22 protein-coding genes are annotated in these 23,683 nt (G+C 48.5%); 19 read left to right on the top strand and 3 right to left on the bottom strand.

Annotated features, from left to right (window positions below; genetic code table 11):
• The first annotated feature begins 3 nt into the window (after nucleotides 1–3).
• The 19 genes from HMPREF9442_RS05155 to HMPREF9442_RS16415 all read left to right on the top strand — a co-directional run bounded on the left by HMPREF9442_RS05155 (nucleotide 4) and on the right by HMPREF9442_RS16415 (nucleotide 22,329).
• On the top strand, nucleotides 4–3,951 hold the full coding sequence (locus tag HMPREF9442_RS05155; RefSeq protein ID WP_008626122.1) for a hypothetical protein: 3,948 nt from the start codon (nucleotides 4–6) through the stop codon (nucleotides 3,949–3,951).
• Nucleotides 3,948–4,373: a hypothetical protein gene (locus tag HMPREF9442_RS05160; protein WP_008626123.1), complete on the top strand. Its 426-nt coding sequence runs from the start codon at nucleotides 3,948–3,950 to the stop codon at nucleotides 4,371–4,373. The genes HMPREF9442_RS05155 and HMPREF9442_RS05160 overlap by 4 nt, the downstream gene beginning before the upstream one ends.
• Nucleotides 4,374–4,446: 73 nt before the next feature.
• Complete coding sequence (locus tag HMPREF9442_RS05165) at nucleotides 4,447–14,634, top strand: carbohydrate-binding protein (RefSeq protein WP_008626132.1); 10,188 nt, start codon at nucleotides 4,447–4,449, stop codon at nucleotides 14,632–14,634.
• A 72-nt stretch (nucleotides 14,635–14,706) separates the two neighbouring features.
• Entirely contained in the window at nucleotides 14,707–15,024 is a 318-nt protein-coding gene (locus HMPREF9442_RS05170) for a hypothetical protein (RefSeq protein WP_008626134.1), read from the top strand.
• A 108-nt stretch (nucleotides 15,025–15,132) separates the two neighbouring features.
• A complete protein-coding gene (locus HMPREF9442_RS05175; protein WP_008626135.1) occupies nucleotides 15,133–15,594 on the top strand; it encodes a hypothetical protein in 462 nt (153 codons plus the stop codon).
• A 1-nt stretch (nucleotide 15,595) separates the two neighbouring features.
• Complete coding sequence (locus HMPREF9442_RS05180; RefSeq protein ID WP_008626136.1) at nucleotides 15,596–15,883, top strand: hypothetical protein; 288 nt, start codon at nucleotides 15,596–15,598, stop codon at nucleotides 15,881–15,883.
• Nucleotides 15,880–16,098 (top strand): hypothetical protein, encoded by a 219-nt coding sequence (locus tag HMPREF9442_RS05185; protein ID WP_008626137.1) that lies wholly within the window; start codon nucleotides 15,880–15,882, stop codon nucleotides 16,096–16,098. Before HMPREF9442_RS05180 ends, HMPREF9442_RS05185 begins: the two co-directional genes overlap by 4 nt.
• Before the next feature lie 2 nt (nucleotides 16,099–16,100).
• On the top strand, nucleotides 16,101–17,195 hold the full coding sequence (locus tag HMPREF9442_RS05190) for a hypothetical protein (RefSeq protein ID WP_008626138.1): 1,095 nt from the start codon (nucleotides 16,101–16,103) through the stop codon (nucleotides 17,193–17,195).
• A 120-nt stretch (nucleotides 17,196–17,315) separates the two neighbouring features.
• Nucleotides 17,316–17,759: a lysozyme gene (locus tag HMPREF9442_RS05195; protein ID WP_040602650.1), complete on the top strand. Its 444-nt coding sequence runs from the start codon at nucleotides 17,316–17,318 to the stop codon at nucleotides 17,757–17,759.
• 2 nt (nucleotides 17,760–17,761) lie between these two features.
• A complete protein-coding gene (locus tag HMPREF9442_RS16860; RefSeq protein ID WP_008626140.1) occupies nucleotides 17,762–17,896 on the top strand; it encodes a hypothetical protein in 135 nt (44 codons plus the stop codon).
• Nucleotides 17,897–17,914: 18 nt separating this feature from the next.
• The gene (locus HMPREF9442_RS05200) at nucleotides 17,915–18,358 is read left to right on the top strand and encodes a hypothetical protein (RefSeq protein ID WP_040602665.1); all 444 of its coding nucleotides are present in this window, start codon (nucleotides 17,915–17,917) and stop codon (nucleotides 18,356–18,358) included.
• Nucleotides 18,359–18,538: 180 nt separating this feature from the next.
• Nucleotides 18,539–18,832, top strand: a complete 294-nt coding sequence (locus HMPREF9442_RS05205) for a hypothetical protein (RefSeq protein ID WP_008626142.1) — start codon at nucleotides 18,539–18,541, stop codon at nucleotides 18,830–18,832.
• Nucleotides 18,833–18,913: 81 nt separating this feature from the next.
• The gene (locus tag HMPREF9442_RS05210; RefSeq protein WP_008626143.1) at nucleotides 18,914–19,909 is read left to right on the top strand and encodes a hypothetical protein; all 996 of its coding nucleotides are present in this window, start codon (nucleotides 18,914–18,916) and stop codon (nucleotides 19,907–19,909) included.
• Between the two features lie 20 nt (nucleotides 19,910–19,929).
• On the top strand, nucleotides 19,930–20,355 hold the full coding sequence (locus tag HMPREF9442_RS05215) for a hypothetical protein (RefSeq protein WP_008626144.1): 426 nt from the start codon (nucleotides 19,930–19,932) through the stop codon (nucleotides 20,353–20,355).
• Nucleotides 20,356–20,405: 50 nt separating this feature from the next.
• Nucleotides 20,406–20,948 carry a hypothetical protein gene (locus tag HMPREF9442_RS05220; protein ID WP_008626145.1) on the top strand — a complete coding sequence of 181 codons (543 nt, stop codon included), beginning with the start codon at nucleotides 20,406–20,408 and terminating at the stop codon, nucleotides 20,946–20,948.
• A gap of 2 nt (nucleotides 20,949–20,950) precedes the next feature.
• Nucleotides 20,951–21,268: a hypothetical protein gene (locus HMPREF9442_RS05225; protein WP_040602666.1), complete on the top strand. Its 318-nt coding sequence runs from the start codon at nucleotides 20,951–20,953 to the stop codon at nucleotides 21,266–21,268.
• A gap of 53 nt (nucleotides 21,269–21,321) precedes the next feature.
• The gene (locus HMPREF9442_RS05230) at nucleotides 21,322–21,741 is read left to right on the top strand and encodes a DUF7841 family protein (protein WP_008626147.1); all 420 of its coding nucleotides are present in this window, start codon (nucleotides 21,322–21,324) and stop codon (nucleotides 21,739–21,741) included.
• A gap of 4 nt (nucleotides 21,742–21,745) precedes the next feature.
• On the top strand, nucleotides 21,746–22,165 hold the full coding sequence (locus tag HMPREF9442_RS05235; RefSeq protein WP_008626148.1) for a hypothetical protein: 420 nt from the start codon (nucleotides 21,746–21,748) through the stop codon (nucleotides 22,163–22,165).
• Complete coding sequence (locus HMPREF9442_RS16415; RefSeq protein WP_008626149.1) at nucleotides 22,159–22,329, top strand: hypothetical protein; 171 nt, start codon at nucleotides 22,159–22,161, stop codon at nucleotides 22,327–22,329. The genes HMPREF9442_RS05235 and HMPREF9442_RS16415 overlap by 7 nt, the downstream gene beginning before the upstream one ends.
• A gap of 91 nt (nucleotides 22,330–22,420) precedes the next feature.
• On the opposite strand, the gene HMPREF9442_RS05240 is transcribed toward HMPREF9442_RS16415, so the two are convergent.
• From HMPREF9442_RS05240 to HMPREF9442_RS05245, 3 genes are all read right to left on the bottom strand, one after another.
• Entirely contained in the window at nucleotides 22,421–22,858 is a 438-nt protein-coding gene (locus HMPREF9442_RS05240; RefSeq protein ID WP_008626150.1) for a hypothetical protein, read from the bottom strand.
• Nucleotides 22,859–22,950: 92 nt separating this feature from the next.
• Nucleotides 22,951–23,094, bottom strand: coding sequence for a hypothetical protein (locus HMPREF9442_RS16420; RefSeq protein ID WP_008626151.1), 144 nt, complete (start codon nucleotides 23,092–23,094; stop codon nucleotides 22,951–22,953).
• 30 nt (nucleotides 23,095–23,124) lie between these two features.
• Nucleotides 23,125–23,541, bottom strand: coding sequence for a hypothetical protein (locus HMPREF9442_RS05245; protein ID WP_040602651.1), 417 nt, complete (start codon nucleotides 23,539–23,541; stop codon nucleotides 23,125–23,127).
• Nucleotides 23,542–23,683: the final 142 nt, after the last annotated feature.

Consider the following 23,683-nt stretch of genomic DNA (forward strand, 5'->3'; position numbering starts at 1 on the left):
TATATGGCAGGAATAATTACAGATGTATCATCTGACATACAGAAACTTCAACAGTTAAGAATGGAGATAGAGAATGTCAAGAAAGCATTGAAGCAAATCAATGTGAAAGTTGACATTGATATTGCCAAGGGGATGGAAGCGCAGTTGAAATCCCTTATGGGGCAATATGATGCTTTGGTAAGAAAGGTGTCGGAAGCTGAGGGGAAAATAATGGTTTCTACCAAACGGATAAACGATGCTTCGGAAAAGATTATCAAGGCGCAGGAGCAGCTTTCAAAGGCGGCAGATATGAATCCGAAATCTGGTAGTGGTAATGCAAACACAACTGCGAATAATGCGGAAACAGCAAGCGTGCAGGCACAGGCTAAGGCGTATGATGAACTGGCGGCAGAAATTGACGCTGTTATGGGAACGCGTATGCAAAACATCAAACGCTTAATCGAAGAACAGAATGCTATCCGTCTGATAAACGAAGAGATAAAGAATCTGACTAAATATCAGTCAGGCAATTCCTCTTTGACTACGGCTCAACAAAAACGGTTGGAACAACTCAACAATTCTCTGTTAACTCATAAGGCTGCATTGTCGGAAGTTCGTCAAACGTTGATGAACAATGTGAAAATGGATAATGTCGCGGCCACTTCAATGAACGGGCTTTCACAGTCATTGTCACGCATGAAGATTGCTTATCGTGAACTGACGGAAGAAGAAAGGAAATCACCTTTCGGAAAGGAATTACTTGCATCTATTAATCAGGCAGACGCAAAAATAAAGGAGTTGGATGCCACGATAGGAAATCACCAACGCAATGTAGGGAACTATGCTTCGGGATGGAACGGGCTTAATATGTCTGTACAGCAGATAGTACGTGAACTTCCGGCGGCAACAATGGGACTTAACATGTTCTTTCTTGCTATATCGAACAATCTGCCCATCCTTACCGATGAGATAAAGCGTGCCAAGGATGCTAATGAGGCATTGAAGGCATCCGGACAGAAAGGAGTACCGGTATGGAAGCAGCTTGTTTCGTCTTTGTTTAGTTGGCAAACAGCTATGATGGTTGGGATAACTGTGCTTTCAATGTATGGTAAGGAAATTGTGGAATGGACTAGTAATTTGTTTAAGTCCAAAGATGCAATATTGTCTACGGAAGAGGCAATGGAGAAAGTAAATGAATCCTTGGAGAAAAATAACGGAAGTTATGGTAGTAATATTCTTTCGGTCAAGAAACTTTCATCTGAATGGAAAAAGTTGTCTTCTCAAAAAGAACAATTGCAATGGATAAATGATAATAAAACAGAATTTAATAAGCTTGGTATCTCTATAAATGGAGTAAAAGACGCAGAGAATGCTTTTGTCAAAAATACAAGCGCTATCATAGAGGCTTTTAAGTTAAGGGCTAAAGCCACAGCTGCTCAAAAATTAGCGGCAGATGAATATGAAAAAGCATTAGTGAAAAGAAATGAAGCAGAAACAAAACAAAATAAATTAGAAGAAGAAGGCCCAACTGCAGTTGATAGACTTAAAGCCGCTATATATGGTAGGCGTAAAATAGTACCTGGCGCACAAGGAACTATAGGAGCCACAGTTACAGACTACGAACAATCTGTTCGAGATAATATAAAATCACTAAATAGTGAGGCAGATGCCGCAGAGAAAGCTGGTGATGCTTACTTTGATTTAGCAGCAGGGTACGAAAAAGCGGCAAAATCAGAATTGGATAAATCTGGTATTGAAGAATCTCATAAAAAAGTGAATGACAATACGAATAAGATAACTAATCAGCAATCACGTATTGTTGAAATTGAAAGAAAGAATGCCACAGACCGCATCCGCCAACAGGAAGATTTGGAGAATAAAGTGGCCCAATCCCGGATAGATGCCATGGATGAAGGCTTTGAGAAAGAGAAAGCCCAAATGGAACTCAACCATAAAAAAGAGTTGCAGGAGATTGGCCGACAGCGGCAGGATTACATCAATGCCATCATACAAATGGAAAAGGAGGCTTTTGATGCCAAGGAGAAGTTGAAAGCGTCCAAGGACAAGAACTATAAGACAAAGGCATTTGATTCTTCCACCGTAAGTGTTGATACATCCGCGTTCGACATTATGGGAAAGGAAACGAGGGAAAGGCAGAAAATGGAAATAGCGGATTTTTATAAGGATTCCCTTTCTGAATATCAGGACTATGTCACGAAGTACAATGCCACGAGGGAAAAGTTTGCCAAGGAAAGGGAAAGATATAAGAATGCCGGTGCTTCCGGTGCCCAGTTGAAAGAAATAGATTATCAGGAAGAGGAAACGTTAAAAGCCATTGACAATGAGTTTGCCGCCCGTGAGGAAAGTTTTAATTCATGGGCTGACAACGTAATTGACTTGTCACTTGAAAAACTCCGTGAATCGCTTAATCAGGCATATCAGGAGATGATGAACATGGAAATCAGTGACCCGGACAATCCTGATTTGGCACGCAAGAGGGCAGAAGTGGATACGCTAAGAAAATCCTTGGAAAAGAAAGAAATTGAAAAAGAGATATCTCCAGGAAAGTCCACAAAGGATTGGGACAAGCTGTATAAAGTTCTTACCGATGTGAACGATGTATTCGAGGAGATAGGAGATACTGTCGGGGGAACATTCGGTGAAATCATCTCCTTGGCCGGAGGCATCGCGTCTTCTTCCTTACAAGCGGTGGGTGCCATAAAGGCGATAAATGCGGAAATGTCTGCTTTGGATAAAGCATCCGCAGTACTGGCCGCCATAAGTGCCGGAATGAAAATCATATCAGGAATAGGTGGCTTCTTCAAGGAAAAGTTCGGTGCCGACTACTCGGAATATGAAGCCTTGAAATCCCAATATGATACCCTGATAAACATTTGGGACCAACTCATAGATAAGAAAATGGAGTATATTGACATTGATTACGGCATCGAGGCGCAGAAAGCCGCCGACGAAGCTGCAAGGCTTGTCAATGTACAGATAGAGCGTCAACGGCAACTCATCAAACAGTTGGCTTCAAGCGGAAGTAGTGCCGGTTCCCATTCTCTTGGATACCGTATAAATGACCGTCTTACCGCAGAAGATTACGAACGCATATCCGGCCTCGTTGGAGAGAAGATAACGGCTGAATACCAATTGTGGGACTTGTCTTCCGAACAGATGGAGAAGCTATTGACGGATGAAAGACTTGTGTCCGTATTGGGTGAGGTGAACGGCGAGTTCATCGACTACATCCAGAACATAGCGGATTATGGGGAGCAGTTGGAAGAAATCGCCCAAAAGGAAAAAGAGGCATTGACCGGAATCGGCCTTGACGAGTTCAAAAGCGGATATGTGGATTTGCTGTCCGACTTGGATTCAACAAACGAAGACTTTGCCGACAATTTCGAGAAATATTTGCAGAATGCCATATTTTCTTCGCTTATAGCCAACAAGTATAAAGAAGAAATAGAAAGCCTGTATAACCAATGGGCGGCAGATTCAGAAAGTGGTGGCAAGCTTACTCCGGAGGAAGCTGAAAGGCTACGGCAAGAACAAAAAGAACTTACAGAACAAATGCTTGCCGACCGGGAACAGCTCATGAACGATTTCGGGTGGGAATCATCAGGCGGAACTTCCGCACAACAGGCCAGTAGCGCGGTCAAGGTACAGGCATCCCAAGAAAGCGTGGATGAGACCAACGGAAGGCTCACGGCCATTCAGGAAACGGGATACCGTATCGAGAACGCCAACCAACAGCAGGCCATTGCCATAACTGAACTTAAAGGCTCGATTTCTGGATTGTTGTCTAAAATGGGCGGCATGTACAATATTTCCGACGAGACCCGTACAATTTTGGCCAATTCTTATTTGGAACTTCAACAAATCAGAGAGAATACAGGTGAAATAGTAAAGCCAATCAAACAGATGCAAAAGGATATGGAAGAAGTAAAACGAAACACATCAAGATTATGAAAGGAGAATTACTAATTAACGGAAAAGATGCTTGGACTACATGGGGTGTATGTATGGGGGAAGGATTTCTTGATTCAATAGATACACCTGCTCCAATGAAAGACTACATTGAGAATGAAAGCCGATTGGAGCACGGTAAGCGTATAATAACGGAAAACGCGAAAGTGGACAGCAGAAATTTCACATTGGAGTTTACCATTATGGGGAGTACGGAGAGTGATTATCGGGCAAAAAAGAAAGCTTTCGAAAGCGAACTTTATAAAGGTCCGATAACCGTCCAAATACCCAAGTTAAACAGTGAAGTGTACAGGTTGGTCTATCTTGGCAAAAGCATTTCTTACGGGTTAAGCCTTAACAGGTGTTTTGGAAAATTTTCAGCCAAATTTGAGGAACCCAACCCGGCAAATCGAGGAGATTTGTGACAATGGCCCGATTGTTGCAAAATCGGTTATCCAATATAATGTAGCATGAGCAATATTCATTACTTTTGGGTATATGATAGAAATAAAGGATAACAACGAGGTATTAGTTTTGTCCACACCGATAGGTGTAGGAAGCAAGCGAAAATTTGAGTTGATGAAAGATGACTATATCACGCTCAAATTTTCCTTGCTTTATCCCGTCCGGTTCAAACTCGGCTGTCATACAGAGTGCGAGTTTGGCCGCTTTGAAATCATAGAAGACCAGAAGCCGTCTTTCAACAATTCCACGGGCGGTTATGACTATGAGTTGAAGATGGAAGCCTCTTACATGAAGTGGAAGAACAAGGTTTTCAAGTACACCCCTGAAACGGGAGGCAATGAGGCGGCATGGGATTTGACGGCGCAACTTTCATACCATCTTGACATCTTCCTGCGCAACCTGAAAGCATGGGGATTCCAATTTAACGGTGAGGACTATGAATATGAGATAGACAATGACGTGAACGTGGACGCCTTGGTCATGCACTATTCCAACACCAACCTCATAGATGCGCTTACCGCCCTTGCGGAAGCCGCAAACTGCGAATGGTGGATTGAGGGCAAGAAAATCCGTTTCGGACGTTGTGAGAATGGGGAAGCTGTGGAAATAATCCTTGGCGAAGAGGCAGAAACCATGAGCCTGTCCAAGAGCAGCGGTGAATATTTCACGCGCATATACGCATTCGGCTCCACGCAGAACATATCATCCCGGTACCGGAAGAAACTGGAGTTCACCATAGACACACTTGACCGTTCTGGAAATAAAAGTGATTTCAAAGATAGCAATAAACCTGTAAACCCGTCTTTTTTCAGGAAAGACCTCATAAAACACCATTCTTATGAAAAACAGATGGACGGTGTAGGCACGGTGTCTGCAAGCTTGGCCACTCCGGACATTAAAGAATATGAGTTGTATGACAATCTTACCATAAATGTCATGCAACTGTACAAATCCCGTTATGTCATTGATTTGTCTTCAATGGTGTTCAGTTATGACTTTTCGTCATTCCCCAATGCCGTATTGGAGGTAAAAGTGGAAATCGTGGCATCCGAAAATGACGCAAGCACAGTTTTGTCAGAATCAAGCTATACCGTTGACAATTCAAACAAGACGCTGAAACTGTCCAAGGAAAGTTTTGAAAGTCCCTACGGATTGATACGCAAACTGTATTTACGAATTACATATTCTTGTACTTCCCCATTAGTTACGTATATTCCATATACTCTTGTCGGGGACTGCATATTGAGTTCGGTGTATGGGTATGTGGAAACAGACGTGCATTATGTTGATGAAGATGGTGAGAACCACAAAATAGGAGTGACCATCAACCGCAACGCCATGCCCTATACAGACGAGCATGCCACTTTATTATATGAAATCACGTCAAACGACAAACTATATATAGGTGCCAAATTCACGATTGACGGACTTGTAAAAGGGAATGTCCCCCTCGGCTATTTCGATTCCGACGTTGACGGCCTTACGGTAAACGGGGTTGTACAACGCAGGCTGATGCTTCCTGAAGGCACACCGTATATAGACGTATACCCCGACATGTCACCAGACGAAGTGATAGAGGGCATCGTGACTTTCGATTACGTCTATCCACGCAAGGTGCTTTCCATATCTTCGGTCGAAGAAGAAATGATTGATGTCACGGAAGGCGAGGAAAAGAAACCCACAGGAATGAAAGTACCGGTGTATACCATCAAGACCACCGGGCTTGTGGGGTTCGACAATTCCTATGTGATTTCAGAGAAACTTACGATCACCTTACAAACCGGAAAGCTTGCCGGACTTACATTCGGCCTTACGTTCCTTCCGGAAAAGAGTGACAATACGTCCACATGCTTTGAAATAGTTGCCAACGAGGACTACGGGGGCCGTTTGCCAGATACGGTAATGAAACCAGAGGCCGGGAATGAATTTGTCATGGCCGGATACGACACGGAATATGTTTTTGAGAACCTTGTCACAGAAGCGGAAGAGGAACTGAAATCTGAAGCAGAGAAGTATGCCGAGAAAATCAGGAACAACATCGGCACCGTGTCGGCCAAACTCATGTCAGACTGGTCAAAGGCACGTAATGAGGCACAGGAAACACCTTGTCCTTTCGATGTAGGCCAGAAGGTAACGGTCAACAACCCCTCATTCTTCCCAAGCCCCCGTACTATGCGTGTGCTTGGCTATGAACTTGCACTTGACATTCCATGGGATTCTCCTGTGTATACCATCGGTGAAAGTGCCTCCTATTCCCGTCTTGGCGCACTTGAAGACAAGATAGATTCCATCAAACTGAACGGAAGCCGTTACTTTTCTGGAAAGGTTAGCTCTTCAACATCAGGTACAAATGTGTATTTGATAAAGAAGGACGATGAAACCGAGCCGTCGGATACAAACGCCTATTCTTCGCTAAGGACAGACAAGGAGATAAAAGAAGGGATAGAAAAGAACAACAAAGAACTGGCCAAGAAGTTCCTTTCAAAGTTAAACGATGATACCGCTTCGGGCATCATTACTTTCCTCCAAGGGCTGATAATCGGTAATTTTTCATCCGGCGAATCCGGCGGCCAAATATCTTCCGACGGGGCGGCGGAACTGGCCTCGCTTCTGCTGAGGGGGGCATTGGAAATTGGGAAGTATTCCGCAGGGAAATCGGGCGCGAAGATTGGCGCGGACGGGGCTGCGGAACTGCTTAATGTTTTGGTGCGTGAATTAGTGACAGCCAACGGGATACAGTCGCCGGGATTCTCGACAGGGGCATTGGGCACGGGGCTGTGCCTGAAAATGGACGGGAACGGGGATTCCTATATTGAGGTTGACCGCATGCTTGTGCGCAAGGTGGCCGAGTTCATCAAGCTTGTGATTCAGGAAATCAAGCACGTGGGAGGACAGATTATCCTGACGCCTGCCTCCATGTCGTGCGTGAATGTGGAAGACAAGGGGGATTATTACCGCTGCCATTTCACGGCCACGGACGGTGAGAAGACGGTTGAGAACCAGTTTGTCGTGGGTGACTTTGCCCGTGCGCAGACGTTCAACGTGAAGGAGGGTGTGAACGAGAACGTGAAGAACACTTACTACTGGCGTCTGGTGACGGGCGTGGGTGACGATTACATCGACCTCTCGAAGACGGACTGCGACGCGGGCAGCACGGTTCCTGCCGCCGGTGACGAAATCGTGCAGTTGGGGAACCGGAATGACGCGGCACGTCAGGCGGCCATCATCCTTGCGGCTTACGGGAACGACGCGCCTTACATCAAGATGTACCGTGGCATCAACTCTTACAAGTTGGACGGGAAGGAGTTTGCCTCGTTCTCGCGCAAGGAAGTGAACATCATCGCGGACGTGTTCAAATGGTCAAGCGGCGAATCCGTGAAGGACTACATTGACGGTTCGGTGGGAGAAGTCCAGGACAAGGTGGACGAAGTGAGCGGCAAGGTGGAGGACGCGGTGGAGCGTCTGGCGGAGCAGCAGAATTACATCGCCGCCCTACAGCAGACCTCCGAGGACTTGCAGGACCAGATTGACGGCGCGATTGAAAGCTACTTTGAAAAAACCGACCCGACGACCTCCAACTACCCGGCGAACGAGTGGACCACCGAAGAACAGAAACAGTCACATTCAAACGACACCTATACCAACATCAGCACGGGCAAGAGTTGGAAGTGGGTAAAAGACGGCAGCACGTGGAAATGGAAAGCCATCGCGGACACGGCCACGGAAAAGGCTTTGGCCGCAGCGGCCAAGGCACAGGACACGGCTGACGGCAAACGCAGGGTGTTCGTCAGCCAACCCACCACGGGGCAGGCTTACGACGTGGGCGACCTTTGGGTGAACGCGACTTACGGGGAGACGTACAAGAACGACTTGCTGCGTTGCAAGACCTCCAAGAAAGAGAATGAGGCTTTCTCCATCTCGCATTGGGAGCTTGCCTCACGCTATACGGACGACACTAAGGCCAACGAGGCCAAGACTGCCGCAGACAATGCGGCCAAGGCCGCGAAAAACGCCCAGGCCGATGCCAACGAGGCGAACTCCATGCTTTCGGACATCGCCAACGACAACAAGCTTACGGCGCAGGAGAAACAGCAGGCCAAGAAGGAATGGGACGTGATAGTTTCCGAGAAGCCGAAAAACGACGCTTCGGCTGACAAGTTCGGAGTATCCAAGACAGCCTACGGCTCTGCATACACGGCTTTGAGCACGTATGTCACACCCCTGTTGTCAGATTTAAGCTCCACGAGCAACATCACGGGCACGGAGTTCAGGGCGAAGTTCAAGGCTTACTATGACGCGCGCACGGACTTGCTGAATGCCATATCGGCAAAGGCAAAGGAACTGGCCGACAACGCGCAAGAGGCGGCTGACGCGGCGGCGGAGAACGCCTCGCAGGCCATAGAGGACGCGGCTTCGGCGAAGAATGCCGCCGACAAGGCACAGGCGGACGTGGATGCCGAGAAGGAGCGCATGGACGATTGGGCGGCCGACGGCAAGTTCTCCCCTTCCGAAAAGAAGCAGTTGAAGGAGGAACTCGCCCGCATCGACGGGGACAAGACGCAGGTCGCGGACGGTTACACGAAGTACGGGCTTGGCACTCCCACGGCTTATAACACGGCTTACACGAACTACCGGAAGGCCATCAACGGCGTGGTGTCCTCTTCTTCCGAGACCGTGGCCATCCCTTCGGACTTCGCCACGAAGCGCACGGCGTACTATACGCAGAAGAGTGCCGCCCTGACGGCCATTTCGGACGCGGCGAAGGCGTATGCGGACAAGGTGGTGGCGGGGATTGAAGTCGGGGGACGGAATATCCTCATGGAGACCAACCAAGGGAAGAAGAGGTGGTACGCAAACACGAATGAGGGGGAGACGCTTTTCACCATTTCCGAGTGGGTTGACGAGGGGGTAAAAGGTGTGAAGTTGGAACTTACCAAAAAACCATCCTCATGGAGTATCATTTATTACAATTTGAATGGCACATTGGATTTGCTTGAACCCAATACCACCTACATGCTGAGCTTTGATGTATTGTCCAATATATCAAATACATTATCAGCCACAATAATGGGCTCCAATGCTACGGGAAAACTTACCAATAGTCCTTCATTCAGTTTTGAGGCCAACAAGAGGAAACACGTCGTGTTAAAGCTTGTAACAAACGACCTGTCGGAAAAAGGTTCGCAAGTGTTGTACTTTTCTTATAATAAAGTAAGTTACATCTGTTTCAAGAACCTGAAACTCGAAAAAGGGAATGTTGCCACCGCGTGGACACCCGCCATCGAGGACGTGAACGGCATGATAGAGGATGCGCAAAAGGCGGCTGATGACGCAGCGGAAGCGGCCAAGAAGGCGCAGACGGATGCCACGAATGCCAACAAGGAACTGACGAACATCAAGAGCGACAACCTCATATCCCCCATCGAAAAGACAGCCCTGAAACAGCAGCAGGCGGACATCCGTTCGGAATACGGCGAGATTACGGCCAACGCGGTGCGTTATTCGGTATCGACTACGGCATACAAGGCGGCATACGACAAGGCTTCGGCCGCGCTTACGAAATATACGGCTTCTTCACCGGAATATATCACGGTGGGGAGCGACTACGCGAACATATCAGCCTACTACGATGCGCGGAAGACCATACTCGATGCCATTGCCGCTGCGGCGAAGAAAGCTGCGGACGATGCGACGAACAAGGCGAACCAGGCGGTTGAGGACGCGGCGCGTGCGGGGCATTACCTGTTGGACTTGGACAACGATTCGGGCCAGGTGGCTTGTGACGCTGACGGTAATGTGACGGGTGGCTACCCTACCACGAACGCGAAGGTGTGGTATGGCACGGAGGTGGACACGGGATGGACGTTCAAGGGTACGTTCAGCGGTTGCACGGGCAGCGTGGGCGCGTCTTCGGGCGCGGTGACGGTCACGGGGATGAGCAAGGATGACGCTTCCGTGACGGTCACGGCCACGAAGAGCGGGAAGCCGGAACTTTCGGCAGTGTTCACCGTCGTGAAGGTACGGTCGGGACGTGACGGAACAGACGGAACGAACGGAGTTGGCATCAAGTCCATAACCAACAAGTATGCCGTATCGGCATCGAACACCACCGCACCGACATCGTGGAGCGACACGGTTCCGACAATGACCACAACGAACCGTTACCTGTGGAATTATGAAATTGTCACCTATACCAACGGCACGACAAGCGAGACCAAGAAGAGGGTCATAGGTGCATACGGGAATACTGGCAACACGGGAGCGACGGGGGCGACGGGTGTGGGTATCAAGTCCATTACGGAATATTATTTAGCCTCTTCGGCTTCGAGCGGAGTGACAACTTCAACGTCAGGTTGGACGACTTCGGTACAGACCACCTCGTCTTCCAAGAAGTATCTTTGGAACTATGAGGTGGTGACTTACACCAATGACACGAAATATACGAGCAGCCCGGTGATTATCGGTACTTATGGGGATAAGGGTGATACTGGTCCACAGGGTGTACAAGGTCCAAAGGGTGCTGACGGGACGCCCCGCTATACTTGGATTCGCTATGCGGACAATGCGTCCGGTTCAGGCATAAGCAACTCGCCTACGGGAAAAACTTATATCGGGTTTGCTTATAACAAGACCACCGCCACGGAAAGCAACACCCCTTCGGATTATACATGGTCACTTATCAAAGGCGAAAAGGGCGACACGGGCGTTCCGGGGGCAAAAGGGGCTGACGGGAAGACCACTTATACATGGATTAAGTATTCCGATAACTCGACGGGCAGCGGGATGTATGACACTCCCAAATCCACGACACAGTACATCGGCATAGCAGTAAACAAGACTACGGCCACGGAAAGCAATACTCCATCGGATTACACGTGGTCTAAGTTCAAAGGTGACGACGGTGCGGATGGGAAAGGCATCAAGAGTACCGCCGTGACTTACCAAGCGAGCACTTCGGGGACTACGCCTCCCACGGGTACATGGAGCGCGTCCGTCCCGTCCGTGGCTGCCAACCAGTACCTTTGGACGCGCACGGTAATCACCTATACGGACAATGCCACATCCACTTCGTACAGTGTGGGCAAGATGGGTGCCAACGGGGCAAAGGGAGACAAGGGGGATACGGGACCGGCAGGTGCTGACGGTGACGGTATCGTTTCGGTATCGAATACTTACCAAGTAGGCAGTTCGGGCACGACGGCTCCGACGGGAAGTTGGAGCGCAACTGTCCCTTCACCACAGAAAGGCAAATACCTTTGGACGAAAACGGTGACGACATACAAGAAGAGCGACCCTACTACGGTGTACTCCGTGAGCTATTACGGCACGGACGGTACGGCGGCCAAGTACGTGAGGGTGGCCGGTGACCAAGTGTTTGTATATGCCAACAATTTTTCAGGGAATCCCACTCCTACCTCCATTACGCTGACGGCCACCCTCACGGGTACATCCGGCTACCAGTGGAGCTACAAGCAGGCAGGCCAGTCTTCTTTCACAAACATATCGGGGGCCACTTCTCAGACTTATGCCTTGGCACACAACAATTCGACGGTTTGGGGCAGCGCGAAGTCTGTTACCATACGTTGTACCTCGGGCGGTGTATATGACGAAATCACGATAGCCAAGGTTTCTTCGGGTACCAACGGTACGAATGGCAAGGACGGCACGAACGGTACGAACGGAAAGGACGGTGCCGCCGGTAAGAATGGCACGGATGCCTACACCATAATCCTTGGCAACGAATCGCATGCCTTCCAAGGGACGACGAGCGCGGCCATCGCCGCATCCACGAAATGTGAGGTAATCGCATACAAGGGTGCCACAAGGGTTGCGGCAACGATTGGTACCATAACCGGAGCACCATCGGGAATGTCCACGAGCATTTCAAGCAACGGAACCACATCGGCCTCGTTCACGGTGTCCGTCACTTCTTCGTTGACTACCGGACAGGGAGTGCTTACCGTGCCCATTACCGTAGACGGTAAGACCTTCACGAAGAATTTCTCTTTTTCCGTGGCTTTCAAGGGTAACACTGGCGCGACGGGAGCGGCAGGGAAAGGTGTCAAGAGCATCGTTGAGCAGTATTATCTGTCCACTTCCAATACGGCACAGTCGGGCGGCTCATGGGTGACCGCTCCTCCTGCATGGGCGAACGGCAAGTACATGTGGACGCGTTCCGTGATAACCTATACCGATAATAGCAGCACCACTACAAGCCCGGTGTGCGTTACGGGGGCCAAGGGCGCGACGGGCGACAAGGGGGCGACGGGTGCAACCGGGGCGGCAGGAAAGGGCGTTTCCTCGGTCGATGTGCTTTACTACCTCTCCACTTCTGCTACTTCTTTGTCTGGTGGGAGTTGGTCAACGACAGCTCCTGCATGGGTAAACGGGAAGTACATGTGGAGCAAAACGAAGGTAACCTATACCGATGGCAGCTCCAAGGAAACAAATCCCGTGTGCATAACGGGGGCGAAAGGTGATACGGGTGCGACGGGTGCCAAGGGCGACAAGGGACAGCAAGGGAACCCGGGTGCCGATGCCGTGTTCTATACCATAGAGCCTTCCGTGGCCATCGTGAAGAAGTCGTGGGATAACAAGCTTACCCCAACGTCCGTGACGTGTACGAAATACAAACAGACAGGAAGCGACGCGAGGGCGACAACTACTGAAAAGACGTTGAAATACCAACGTGTGGGCACGGACGGAAGCGTGCAGACCGCCGCAAACGGAAGCTCGGTAACGGTATCCCCTACTTCTACGACGACCTCCATAAAGTTCTGGCTTTATGACGGGAGTAATATCATAATGATGCAGGAAGTCCCTATTGTGGGTGACGCAGTGGATGTTTATGAAAAGGTGCATGCGGAAATCGAGCAAAAAGAAGATTCCATTTTGAGCACGGTGCAAAAAACGTATTCCACGAAAGACGAATTGACCGGTTTGGAGACTACGTTAGGAAAAAAGGTGAGCACTGTGGAGCAGACTGCCGAAAGCCTGAAAACCACGGTGAGCGGCCTTAACGGCAAGGTTTCGACGTTGGAACAGACGGATTCGAGCCTTAAAAGCCAAATCAGCACGGCAAATGGAAAAATATCCACCTTGGAGCAGACGACGAGCAAGATTTCCTTGAAGGTGAGCAGCATCTGGCCGGACAACCTTTTCCCTGACGGCAGTTTTGAATACGGTGGGCTTTCCAATCAGAACCTGTCAAATTGCACTGTTTCGATAGACGGTTCCTCACATATACATGGCAGTAAAAGTTTGAAAATACAGTGTAAAACGGGGAACTCATGGGTATATTTAGGCCGTGCACAGGTACCTGTTGTTGCCGGGAAATTATATACCATAGTCATGTGGATACGAGCCACATCCTCTTTCACAGAAAGCGGTGGTGCTACAGGGGCTTACTTTTCAACAAACAACCAGCTTGAACTTGCGGGCTTCACTGCATTTCAACCTGCATTTACTTCGGCATGGACAAGGAAAACATACAAGGTGACAGCACCAAGCGGTAGTAAGTTCCTTGTACTCCGGCTTGGCACGGCGGGACAGACAACAAACCGCACGTTGTACTTTGACGGGATAATGGTGTTTGAGGGTGATTTGACTGGAGATCCTCCCACCTCATTCATTGAAGGCAAACGTGACGGGGAACTTGCCACGGGAATAGACGTGGTGAACAAAAAAATCACCGTGACGGGCGACCAGTTTGTCATACGGAACAATGCCGGGGATGTAACGGCAAGCGTGGACGCAGACGGGGTGCTGAAAATAGGAAGCGGTGAGTTCTCGGGATACATGAAAACCGTTCCGCAAATAGACCCCAACAATAACAGCGTCACGGTGACGAGGGACGTATTGAAGAAGGGTGGCTTCTTCTGTTTCCCCACAAGGGACGGAAGTTCGCGTGGTACTGTGACATTGCCCACATCCGGGGACTACTTGGGGACGCACCTCTACATATACAGCGGGAGCAGCGTGCAAACGTCTGGAGCTAAAATTTCCTACAACGGGGTGGAAAACTACACCTCGCTTGTCGTGAGCACCTCTTGCACGTACGTGGAACTCGTGGCCGTGCCAAACTCTGTGGACGCGGCAAGATGGCATGCCTACCAGACAGGACAAAGCAGCACGCTTCCTGACATCGTGTGGCTCTTGCTCGTGCCTGGCGGTGCAAAATATACATCGTCAAACAATGTGCTGACCATAAGCAGGGCATGATTGAGGGAACATCCGGTGGAAAGAAATACGCTAAATTCAAATAACATTATTCATTAATTAAAAAAAAGTATTATGGAGATTAAGAAAAACAGCACGAGAGTGATTTACAACGGAGAGGCCACGACGGCAAATGCCAAGTACAACATCGAGTATGAGACGGACGGAAAGGAACTGGTACGCGTGAACGCCTCGGTGAACAAGGTGGAGGAAGTGGAGTTTCCCATGGAGGACGGCATGCGGAAAGGCGTGCAGGAAACGAACGTGGGGTACATCTATTACGAGAACGGCTCTTACACGATGTCGAGCTTCCCGGAGAGCGACGAGCTTCCGAAGTACGTGTCGGATGCCATACAGATAGTGAAACAGATAAAGGAAGATGCTTCTGCCTGACTATTGAAACAACGGGTATAAGGCAGCGATGCCTGCCTTACCTGTTTTTCAGGTGGCTTGTCTTGTGGTACCGGGGGGCTTTGGCATTAATTATAAAAAAGCATTGTAATGGAAAAAGTGATTATTGATTTTATAGAAAATCACATGATGAACCACATCATACTGATAGCATTATGCGTGGCGGCCACGATAGGCGCAATGGCCGTGGATTTGGTCTCTGGGGTACAAAAGGCCAAACAACGCGGCGAGGCGCGGACTTCCACGGGATACAAGAAGACGGCCACGAAGGCAAAGAAGTACTTCACGCCTTTCCTGACGTTGTGCTTCATCGACATCCTGTGCTGCGTGGTGGTTCCCATACCGGTGTTCTCGATGTTGTGGACGGCTTACTGCATTTTCTGCGAGTTCGTGTCGGTAAGGGAGAAATCATGGCAGAAGGAGGAACTCCGGAAGGCGGAGAAGACGATGAGGGTAATCATCGACAACAAGGACGAGATAGCCAAGATGGCGGCAGAGCTTCTGTTTCAAAGGGAACATGATAATAATACAGTAAAGAAGGAGGAAAAGTGACATGGCACTCAGGAATTTGAATTTCACCCTACAGGGTGACAGGTATGTGGCGGAAGAGACGGTGAACGCGGACTATGCTCTCCATCTGGAACGGAAGGAAGGCGGCGGGTTTTACATCTCGCAGCGGAGTTCGGACGAGGGGACGTTCGTGCCGTGCATCCTGCCGAACACTTTGTACAATCCCGGACAGTTCATAGACTGGTGCTTCGGACACGGCGTTTATCCGATGCACATCAGGATTGAGAGCATGTCGGAAGTGACGAAGGCCACTATCAGGGAGGCGGAATGATGGAGAGGATGAACTATTCACGGTTGAACATGGCGGGGTTGGGAACGACCCGCGCCAATTCTTCCGGCATCATAGGGCGCGGGGACCCGTATGAGCTTGTCGGCAACGCCCTGCTCTTGGAGGAAGGCAAGGCTTGGCTTTGGGCTGACGGAAGCCCCGTGATGATGGAGGAGGTGACAAGAAGGACAGTAAGGAAACAATTAAGACACAAGTAGTCATGGCAGTAGAAGGAAAGACGATATTACAGACCCCGGAACGCACGGAGCTGACGGGGAAAGAGGGCATCCCGTTCCAGGAGGGTGAGCGGAACGGGCATGTGCTGTTGGAGAGAATCAATGAGTATGTGAGTGGAAACGTAGTTTACATTTTACCGGGAGCTTTAGAAACGACAAAAGATTGGTCTACAACAGACGTGGAATCTATTGTAGGGAATTGGGATGAGTTTGTGGAAGCCGTAAATCATAAAGTCGTAATTGCAAAAGTTTCAATTGGATATGATGGGATTATAGTATATATTCCTGCAGGAATCGTCAAGCTTGATGGATTTATTGGATTTTATATAAATGCAGGCAATGGCATTTTTGTATACTCAATATCATCAGATAGAATATCCCTTGAAACTTTAGTAGTTGTCCCCAATGTCATAAACAACCTGAATTCTGATAATGAAGAAAGTGCTCTTTCGGCCGCACAGGGTAAAGTGTTGAATGACAAGATTGCGGAAATCTCAAATACGGCCTCTGCGGACAAGGACGGTTTGATGTCGAAGGAGGACAAGAAAACGTTTGACAGCATCCGATTCAGCGAAGATGAGAATAGTATTTGGTTTAATGGGAAGAAGTACGGAGCAACGCTTTTCAAGAATTTATTTGGCCTTTCTACGGGTTCAAGCAACGAAGAAATCAAAACGGCACTTGGTGGGAATACTTATAATGATATTTCCCAGATGGTCGACAGAGGAATCCTGTTTTTAAACATCAATAACAAGGCATTGCAACATGTGATGATTAGAATAGAAAACACAGTTTCCTCAGAGGGGGATTATTTACATATCAGAGGATTATCTGACGCATCTGACACGGCCTATATAAAAATACGTCATTACAATGGTATTTTTAATATAACGAAGGATGTTGCGCGGGATAACTTATTGTTCAAATCTAACATAGTCAATGTATTAGACTCTTCCTCTTCAGATTTACCACTTTCCGCAGCGATGGGAAAAGAACTAAATGATAAAATTGAGGCCATAAAATCGGAAAATTCTGCATTAAGGGATGAAATAGAAGCACTGAAGGGAAGCGGGGCATGAAAACGGGGAGGCACGCCGCCTCCCCCTGTTAAACTTAAATATAATACCATGAAAAACATATTAGTTCTTCGGGCGTCCCTCACGGGAGGCGATGGCAAAGTTAAACAAAAAAATGTAGATATGAAAGCGAGCAACACATTGATTGAGGCGATAAAGAGGTTCGAGGGTTTCCGGGGCACGGCTTACAAGTGCCCGGCGGGCGTGTGGACGATAGGCTACGGACATACGGTTGGCGTGAAGCGTGGCGACAAGATGACGGAGGGCGAGGCGGAACGGCAGCTCAGGCGTGACTTGGCAGAATATGAGGCATTTGTGGACAAATTAGGCGTGACGGAGCGTCAGAACAAGTTCGACGCATTGGTGGACTTCGCGTACAACCTTGGGTGCGACGCGTTGGCCGGTTCCACACTTTTGAAAAAAATACGGGCTTGCGCCCCGGATGCGGAGGTGCGTGCGGAGTTCATGAGGTGGGTGTATGCCACGGTGGCCGGGAAGAAGCGGAAGCTTGACGGACTGGTGAAGCGGAGGAAATGGGAGGCTGACAGGTTCTTCAATATCGCATAGCCATGGGAACGAGTGAGGAGTATTGGCCGATGCTTGACGACATCGGAGAGGGCGGCGGGAAGGGATTGCCGCCTTGGTTGGCCTTCCTCGTGTTGGCCTTGGGTGCCTGGATGTTGGCACGTGCGTTGGTTTTATAAATTAACAACGGTATGGATATGAATAGATTTTTTAGGGTGTTTTGGCCTTGGCTGATGGTGCCGGTGTTCTGGCTCGTGGTGGGGCTGTCGTTGTTTGCCATGTGCGGATGTGCGAGGGTGCAGTACGTGCCGGTGGAGACGGTGAGGATAGACAGCGTGCATGGTGCGCGGTGGTCTGTGGACAGTGTTTACCTGAAGGATTCGATTCACGTGGAATTGAGGACGGAGAGGGACACGGTGTATAGGACGGAATACAAGTACCGGACGCACTGGAGGGAGCGCGTGGTGAGGGACACGTTGGTGTCGGTGAGGACGGACAGCGTTGGCGTGCCTTATCCTGTGGAGCGGAAGCTTTCGAGGTGGGAGGAAACGAAGCTGCACTATGGGGGCTTTGCGCTCGTGGCCGTGGTCGTTTGCATCCTTATAGGATTCGGGAGGTTTGTGTACAGGCTGAAAAAGTAATGTTTACTCCTTCGGGGACGGGAGTATAAAAAAGCCCCCAACGTTCCTTGCATTACCACATGACAAGACGCGAAAATAGCTCGCGCGTTGAGGGCTTTATGTCTTCATCGCGAGCTATCGTTGTATATAAACGCCTTGTCATGTGGTATGACAAAGATATGAATAAAAATCGGATTTTGTATGTGCAAGGAAGATATTTTTAATGAGATTATTCAGGTTGTCAGCAGGGAAACGGAGATTTCACCAAGAATCATATTGTCGGGAAGCAAAGAAACGGAGGTGGTGGATGCACGTTACTTGCTTGTGTATTTCCTTTCCAAGGAGGGCTTCTACCCTTCCCAGATTGCATTATTGGTGCGCAAGACGAAACGCGCGGTAAACTATATGCTGTCTAATTTTTCTTCGCGTGTGAGGTGTGGGAAAATGATGGGAATATATCGGGAAAGAATCGGGAATGAGTTGGGAAAAAATTGATTTTGAGTGACATAATGTATTTGTAGTTTTGCAGGGTCAGGATATGCCTGACCTTGTAACGTTTAATTTAAAAGATACATTATGGAGAGAACTTATGTTTTTAACAGCGATGGTACCGGCGGAGGCAGCAAAATGGACATCACTGCATTGCTCCCCGGCATGATTGGAGGAGGACGAAGCGTTGACCCCAACCTGCTTGCCTTGATGGGTAACCGCAACGGCTTTGGAGGACAGGACGGATGGTGGTCTATCATTTGGCTGGTGGTGATTGCTTCTATTTTCGGATGGAACGGCAACGGTGGTTTCTTTGGCGGACGTGGTGGTAACGGTTGCAACGGATTGCCTGCGGAACTGGCTGGAAATTCGGGACGTGAATTGCTGATGCAGGCCATACAGGGTAACGGGAACGCTATTTCCCAGTTGGCTTCTTCGTTCAACTGTTCTACGCAACAGATCCAGACAGCCTTGTGCAACGTTCAGAACAGCATTACACAGGTTGGTAATCAGGTCGGCTTGTCTACCAACCAAATCATCAATGCGATGCAAAGCGGGAATCAGGCTATCCTGACACAGCTTGCTGACTGCTGCTGCAAGACGCAGAATGCCATCACAACGATGGGATATGAGAATCAGCTTGCCATGTGCAACCAGACGAACCAACTTGTGAACACAGCCAACCAGAACACGCTGTCATTGCGTGACGGAGCTACGGCGAACACGAATGCCATACTCGCGAAACTTGACGCCATTCAAAATCAAGCTTTGCAGGATAAGATTGCAGCCCTGACGGCCGAGAAGGCTTCCCTGACGGCTGAAATCTCACAGCGTAACCAGAACGCCACCATCCTGAATGCCGTAGGGCAGCAGATCGCTCCGCTGGCAGCAGGTTTGCAGGCTTTGCAGGGGGATGTGGACGGAATCAAGTGCCGTATGCCGCAAACCGTACCCGTACAATACCCTAATATCGTAGGTGTAAATCTTGATACTTACCGTGCAGCTGCTTTCGGTGCTTATGCCGGTGACGCTTACGGTCGGAGCGGATATGGTTGCGGATGCAATGGAGGTTATTGGGGATAATGTAAGAAAGGAGGTAAGCTATGTGGCCTAACTTTTTTACAGGATTTCCGTTCGGGTTTCCGGGACTTGGCAGGGTAAACTACAATACCCTGCCGACCGTGGCGGTGAATGTGGGTACGGAGAATGTCACTCTGGAACTTCCGAACCATGCCTTCTATGGCAGGAACTATGTCGGTGGGTTCTACATCAGTCTCCGTCAGGACATCCCGGCCGGGACAACTCAGACGCTGCCTATTCTGATAGGTACGAACGGTGACACACGTCCGCTGATGGCTTACAACAATGAGCCTGTAACAGTGGCCAATCTTGCCGGACAGGGTATCTATGAAATCCATTACAACAAGTACACGAATGAGTTGTTCCTGGTGAATGGAGGTTACAGACCGACTTCGGCACCAGCACCGACACGGGCAAAAGAAACCGCTTCTTTTGGAGCAAGTAAATAACAAGGCGGGGGTCTGTGTTTCGCAGGCTCCCTCATAAAAGTCAAACAATCATGTTTCAGAATTTAAGACCAAACAATACCTTATATATTCTTCATAGAGGGGCTGACCCTGTTCTTGAATGTGGTAAGGTTGTAACAGTAAAGAATCTAAGGACTGTTTATAAAAACACTCCCAATACTCTTTATCCACAGCCTGTTCAAGTAGTGGATATTGTTGCAAGTGTCAGTAACGGGGATACTGTTACTATAACCGAAATGCCTGCCAATCTTGACATTGCTGATGATGTAAAGAATGGTATTCTTGTGTCTGCTTCACGTGAGGAGATGAATGTTGAAATTCTTACGATGAAACAAAAGAGTGAAGAAATACTTAAAAGCGTTGAATATCATAAGAAGTTTCTTTCTTCATGCGAGCAGATGCTTTGTGCTTTAAACCCGGAGGTTGTAGCAAAGCAACAACAAGAAAAGGAAATATTGGACTTGAAAAGTCAAATGGCTGAAATGAGCCGGAATATGGCTGACCTTATGACATTGAACAAGCAACTGATGGAACAGTTTGGTCTTGGTTCTGACACATCCAAAACAAAGAAATGATTATGGGAATGTGGAGTATTTTGGAAGAAGGGCGTGACGATTACGGACGCGGCTTCGGTATGAGAGACGGCGGTGAGATTGAAGAAGCTTACAGGGAAGGATGCCGTCACGGATATGAAAAGGCCATGAACGAGATGCGGGGCGGAATGGGGTTCCGTGAAAGCGGAAACTACAGTGGCGGAAACGGATATGGCAACAGGGGGTATGGTGAACGTTACGATATGGGCGAACGCCGTATGCCGGGTTACTTCCCGGAGTATCCCCGAATGGATGAGATGGGAGAACGTCGGCGCAGACGTGCCAATGGTGAGTTTTATTGATACGGGAGGGGTGGAATTCCCCTCTCTTTTACTAAATCATAAAGGAGAAGATTATGGGACAGAGACTGGATGCTTATGACCGGTTTCCTTCGGGAATGAAGGAATATATTTCGCAATACGGGTGGCACTTCTCGAAGAAGATGTGCGAGTGGGCCGTGTCGAAAATGAAAACCAAGGACGAATCCACCGGGAAACAGAAAAAGCTAGATGCATTGAAGAAGGACGAGGTGGAAGAGTTGTTGAAAAAATACGGCATCAAGCTGGAGAAGGATGCAGGGTACGACTGTGTGTATGCGGCCAACATGGGCAAGGCGGATTATTATAAGAGTTCGATAGCCGATGAATCCCATCTTGCATTGTTCATCAAGGATTACATTGATGACCCTGACGGTTATGACGGGCTTCCTTTTACCCGCTTCTATGCGGATTGTATTGGTTCGGGTACACCAATCATTTGGGAGGATATGATGTAACATTATGATAGTGCAGGATTTCTACATACCGAAGTATGGGTGGAGCGTGAGGGTGTACTATGCCGTTACAACCTATTGGACTGAACGGATAATGAAAGACCTGTATGATTGTGGATGCCGCAGTTATTCGTTGAGACAGGCATACCGCAATCTGACAGAAGGCAACTTGAATACCGGGCTGACTTATTCAAATTTCCACGACCGTGAAACGGTGATGGTGCTTTCCCTCACTTCCACACCGGAGCAGTTTCAGAACTCATGGGATCACGAAAAGGGGCATCTGTGCCGTCATATTTCGCAGGCATCCGGGATTGACCCGTATGGGGAGGAAGCGCAGTATCTTAGCGGTTACGTCGGGCAGAAGATGTTTCCGGTTGCAAAGAAATTTTTGTGCGAACATTGTAGAAAGGAGTTGGGATGTTGAACGTATTGAAAGCCATCATATCCGGCAAACGGGGTCAGGAAGTCTATGACCTACTGTCTGACGAGGAAAAAGTTAAACTGAATGAATATGCCAAGCTGTATGGCGTAAACCGCCGTCAGCGCAGGGAAATCGAGAGAAATGCGAAGAAACGTGTACATAGATGAACTCATAGCCATTGCCGACAATCTTCCGTATATGGATTATTGCCGGCTTATGGCTGTGCTGAATTGGAATCTGTAATAGAAATATTACTTTTCATTCTACCAACTCATGGGATTTCAACCATGAAATAATTTTGTTGCACAGGTATTCCACATCCTTACGGAAGGATGTATAATTCTGATAAAGGAAGACAAGGTTCGCACAATTGTTGGATATGGTGCTTTTGGCCTGTACGCCCAACACATTGGACAGTTCATCACGCAATCCGGGAGCCATCTTGTCCCCGGCCAAAGAGGACGGGGAATAAAGATAAAGGACTATGAAGATGAACTTTTTCCGTTGAATCACTGTATTTGTGGCCGGTTTGCACCCTCTCTCGACGATAAGGCTTGTGAAGACTTTGTGAATCTCGGGTATGAGCTTCTTGTCGGACAAGACCGGACGGGCAAGTGCGTTTTCTTCCTTGGACAAGTCAGATTTTACGCTTCTGATTTTCCTTATACGTATGATTTTATCAAAATCCAGTTCCATGACACGATTATTTAATTAGAAATCCGTATATTTGTGACGGAATAATCGTATGGGGGTTGGCTTGGTCGTGCGGGCTGGCCCCCTTTTTATTTTCAATTTGTCCCTCTTCCCCACAGCATCGCATTGTAGAGCGAGGTTGCATAGAGTTTCACTTCCCAATTTTTGGTAAGATATTCGTTACCAAGGGCTGCAAGACTGGCTTTGTGCCAGAGGTATCCGTTTATTTCTTTATTCATGGGTATTCTCCTTTCTGTTTGATTCCGTTTTCAAAATCCCCTTTCCTTGTATTTGGCTATACATTCTTTCAATTGCCTTTCGGATTCTTCCACAAGCTTTTGGCACAACCTGATTTCTGCCATTTCATCTTCTGACAGTCGCGGGCATCCTTTGAGCCATGAGGAATAATTGCATCCGTTCGTGCTGAGGGAATGGCATTCCAGGGTGTAGTCATACCAACGCAGCAGTTCCCCTTCGGGGGCGTTTTCTTTCAGGTCGGTGACTATCACATCCATGTTGAAGTAATAATCGCCACAGCAGACAGTTTCACCCACGCATCCGGCTACCCAGCATTGTTTTGCATCCTCGTAATCAAAATCATGCTTTTCGCAGAAGGCTTCCAACAAGGCGTTGCAGGAATCGTAATAAACGAAAAGCAATCTTAAATTATCATCGGGTTTGTTCATACTAAATATTTTTTCGGGTTTATATATAACAAGAAGCCCGGCACGGTAGGTGTCGGGTATAAAAAAGAGCACCGGAAACGGGAATCCGGTGCTCTCATGTGTCTGAAACCCAAAGCAGGGGCTATACGAGTTTCAGACGGGA

Origin of the sequence: Paraprevotella xylaniphila YIT 11841 (assembly GCF_000205165.1) — a bacterium.
Taxonomy (GTDB): Bacteria; Bacteroidota; Bacteroidia; order Bacteroidales; family Bacteroidaceae; genus Paraprevotella; species Paraprevotella xylaniphila.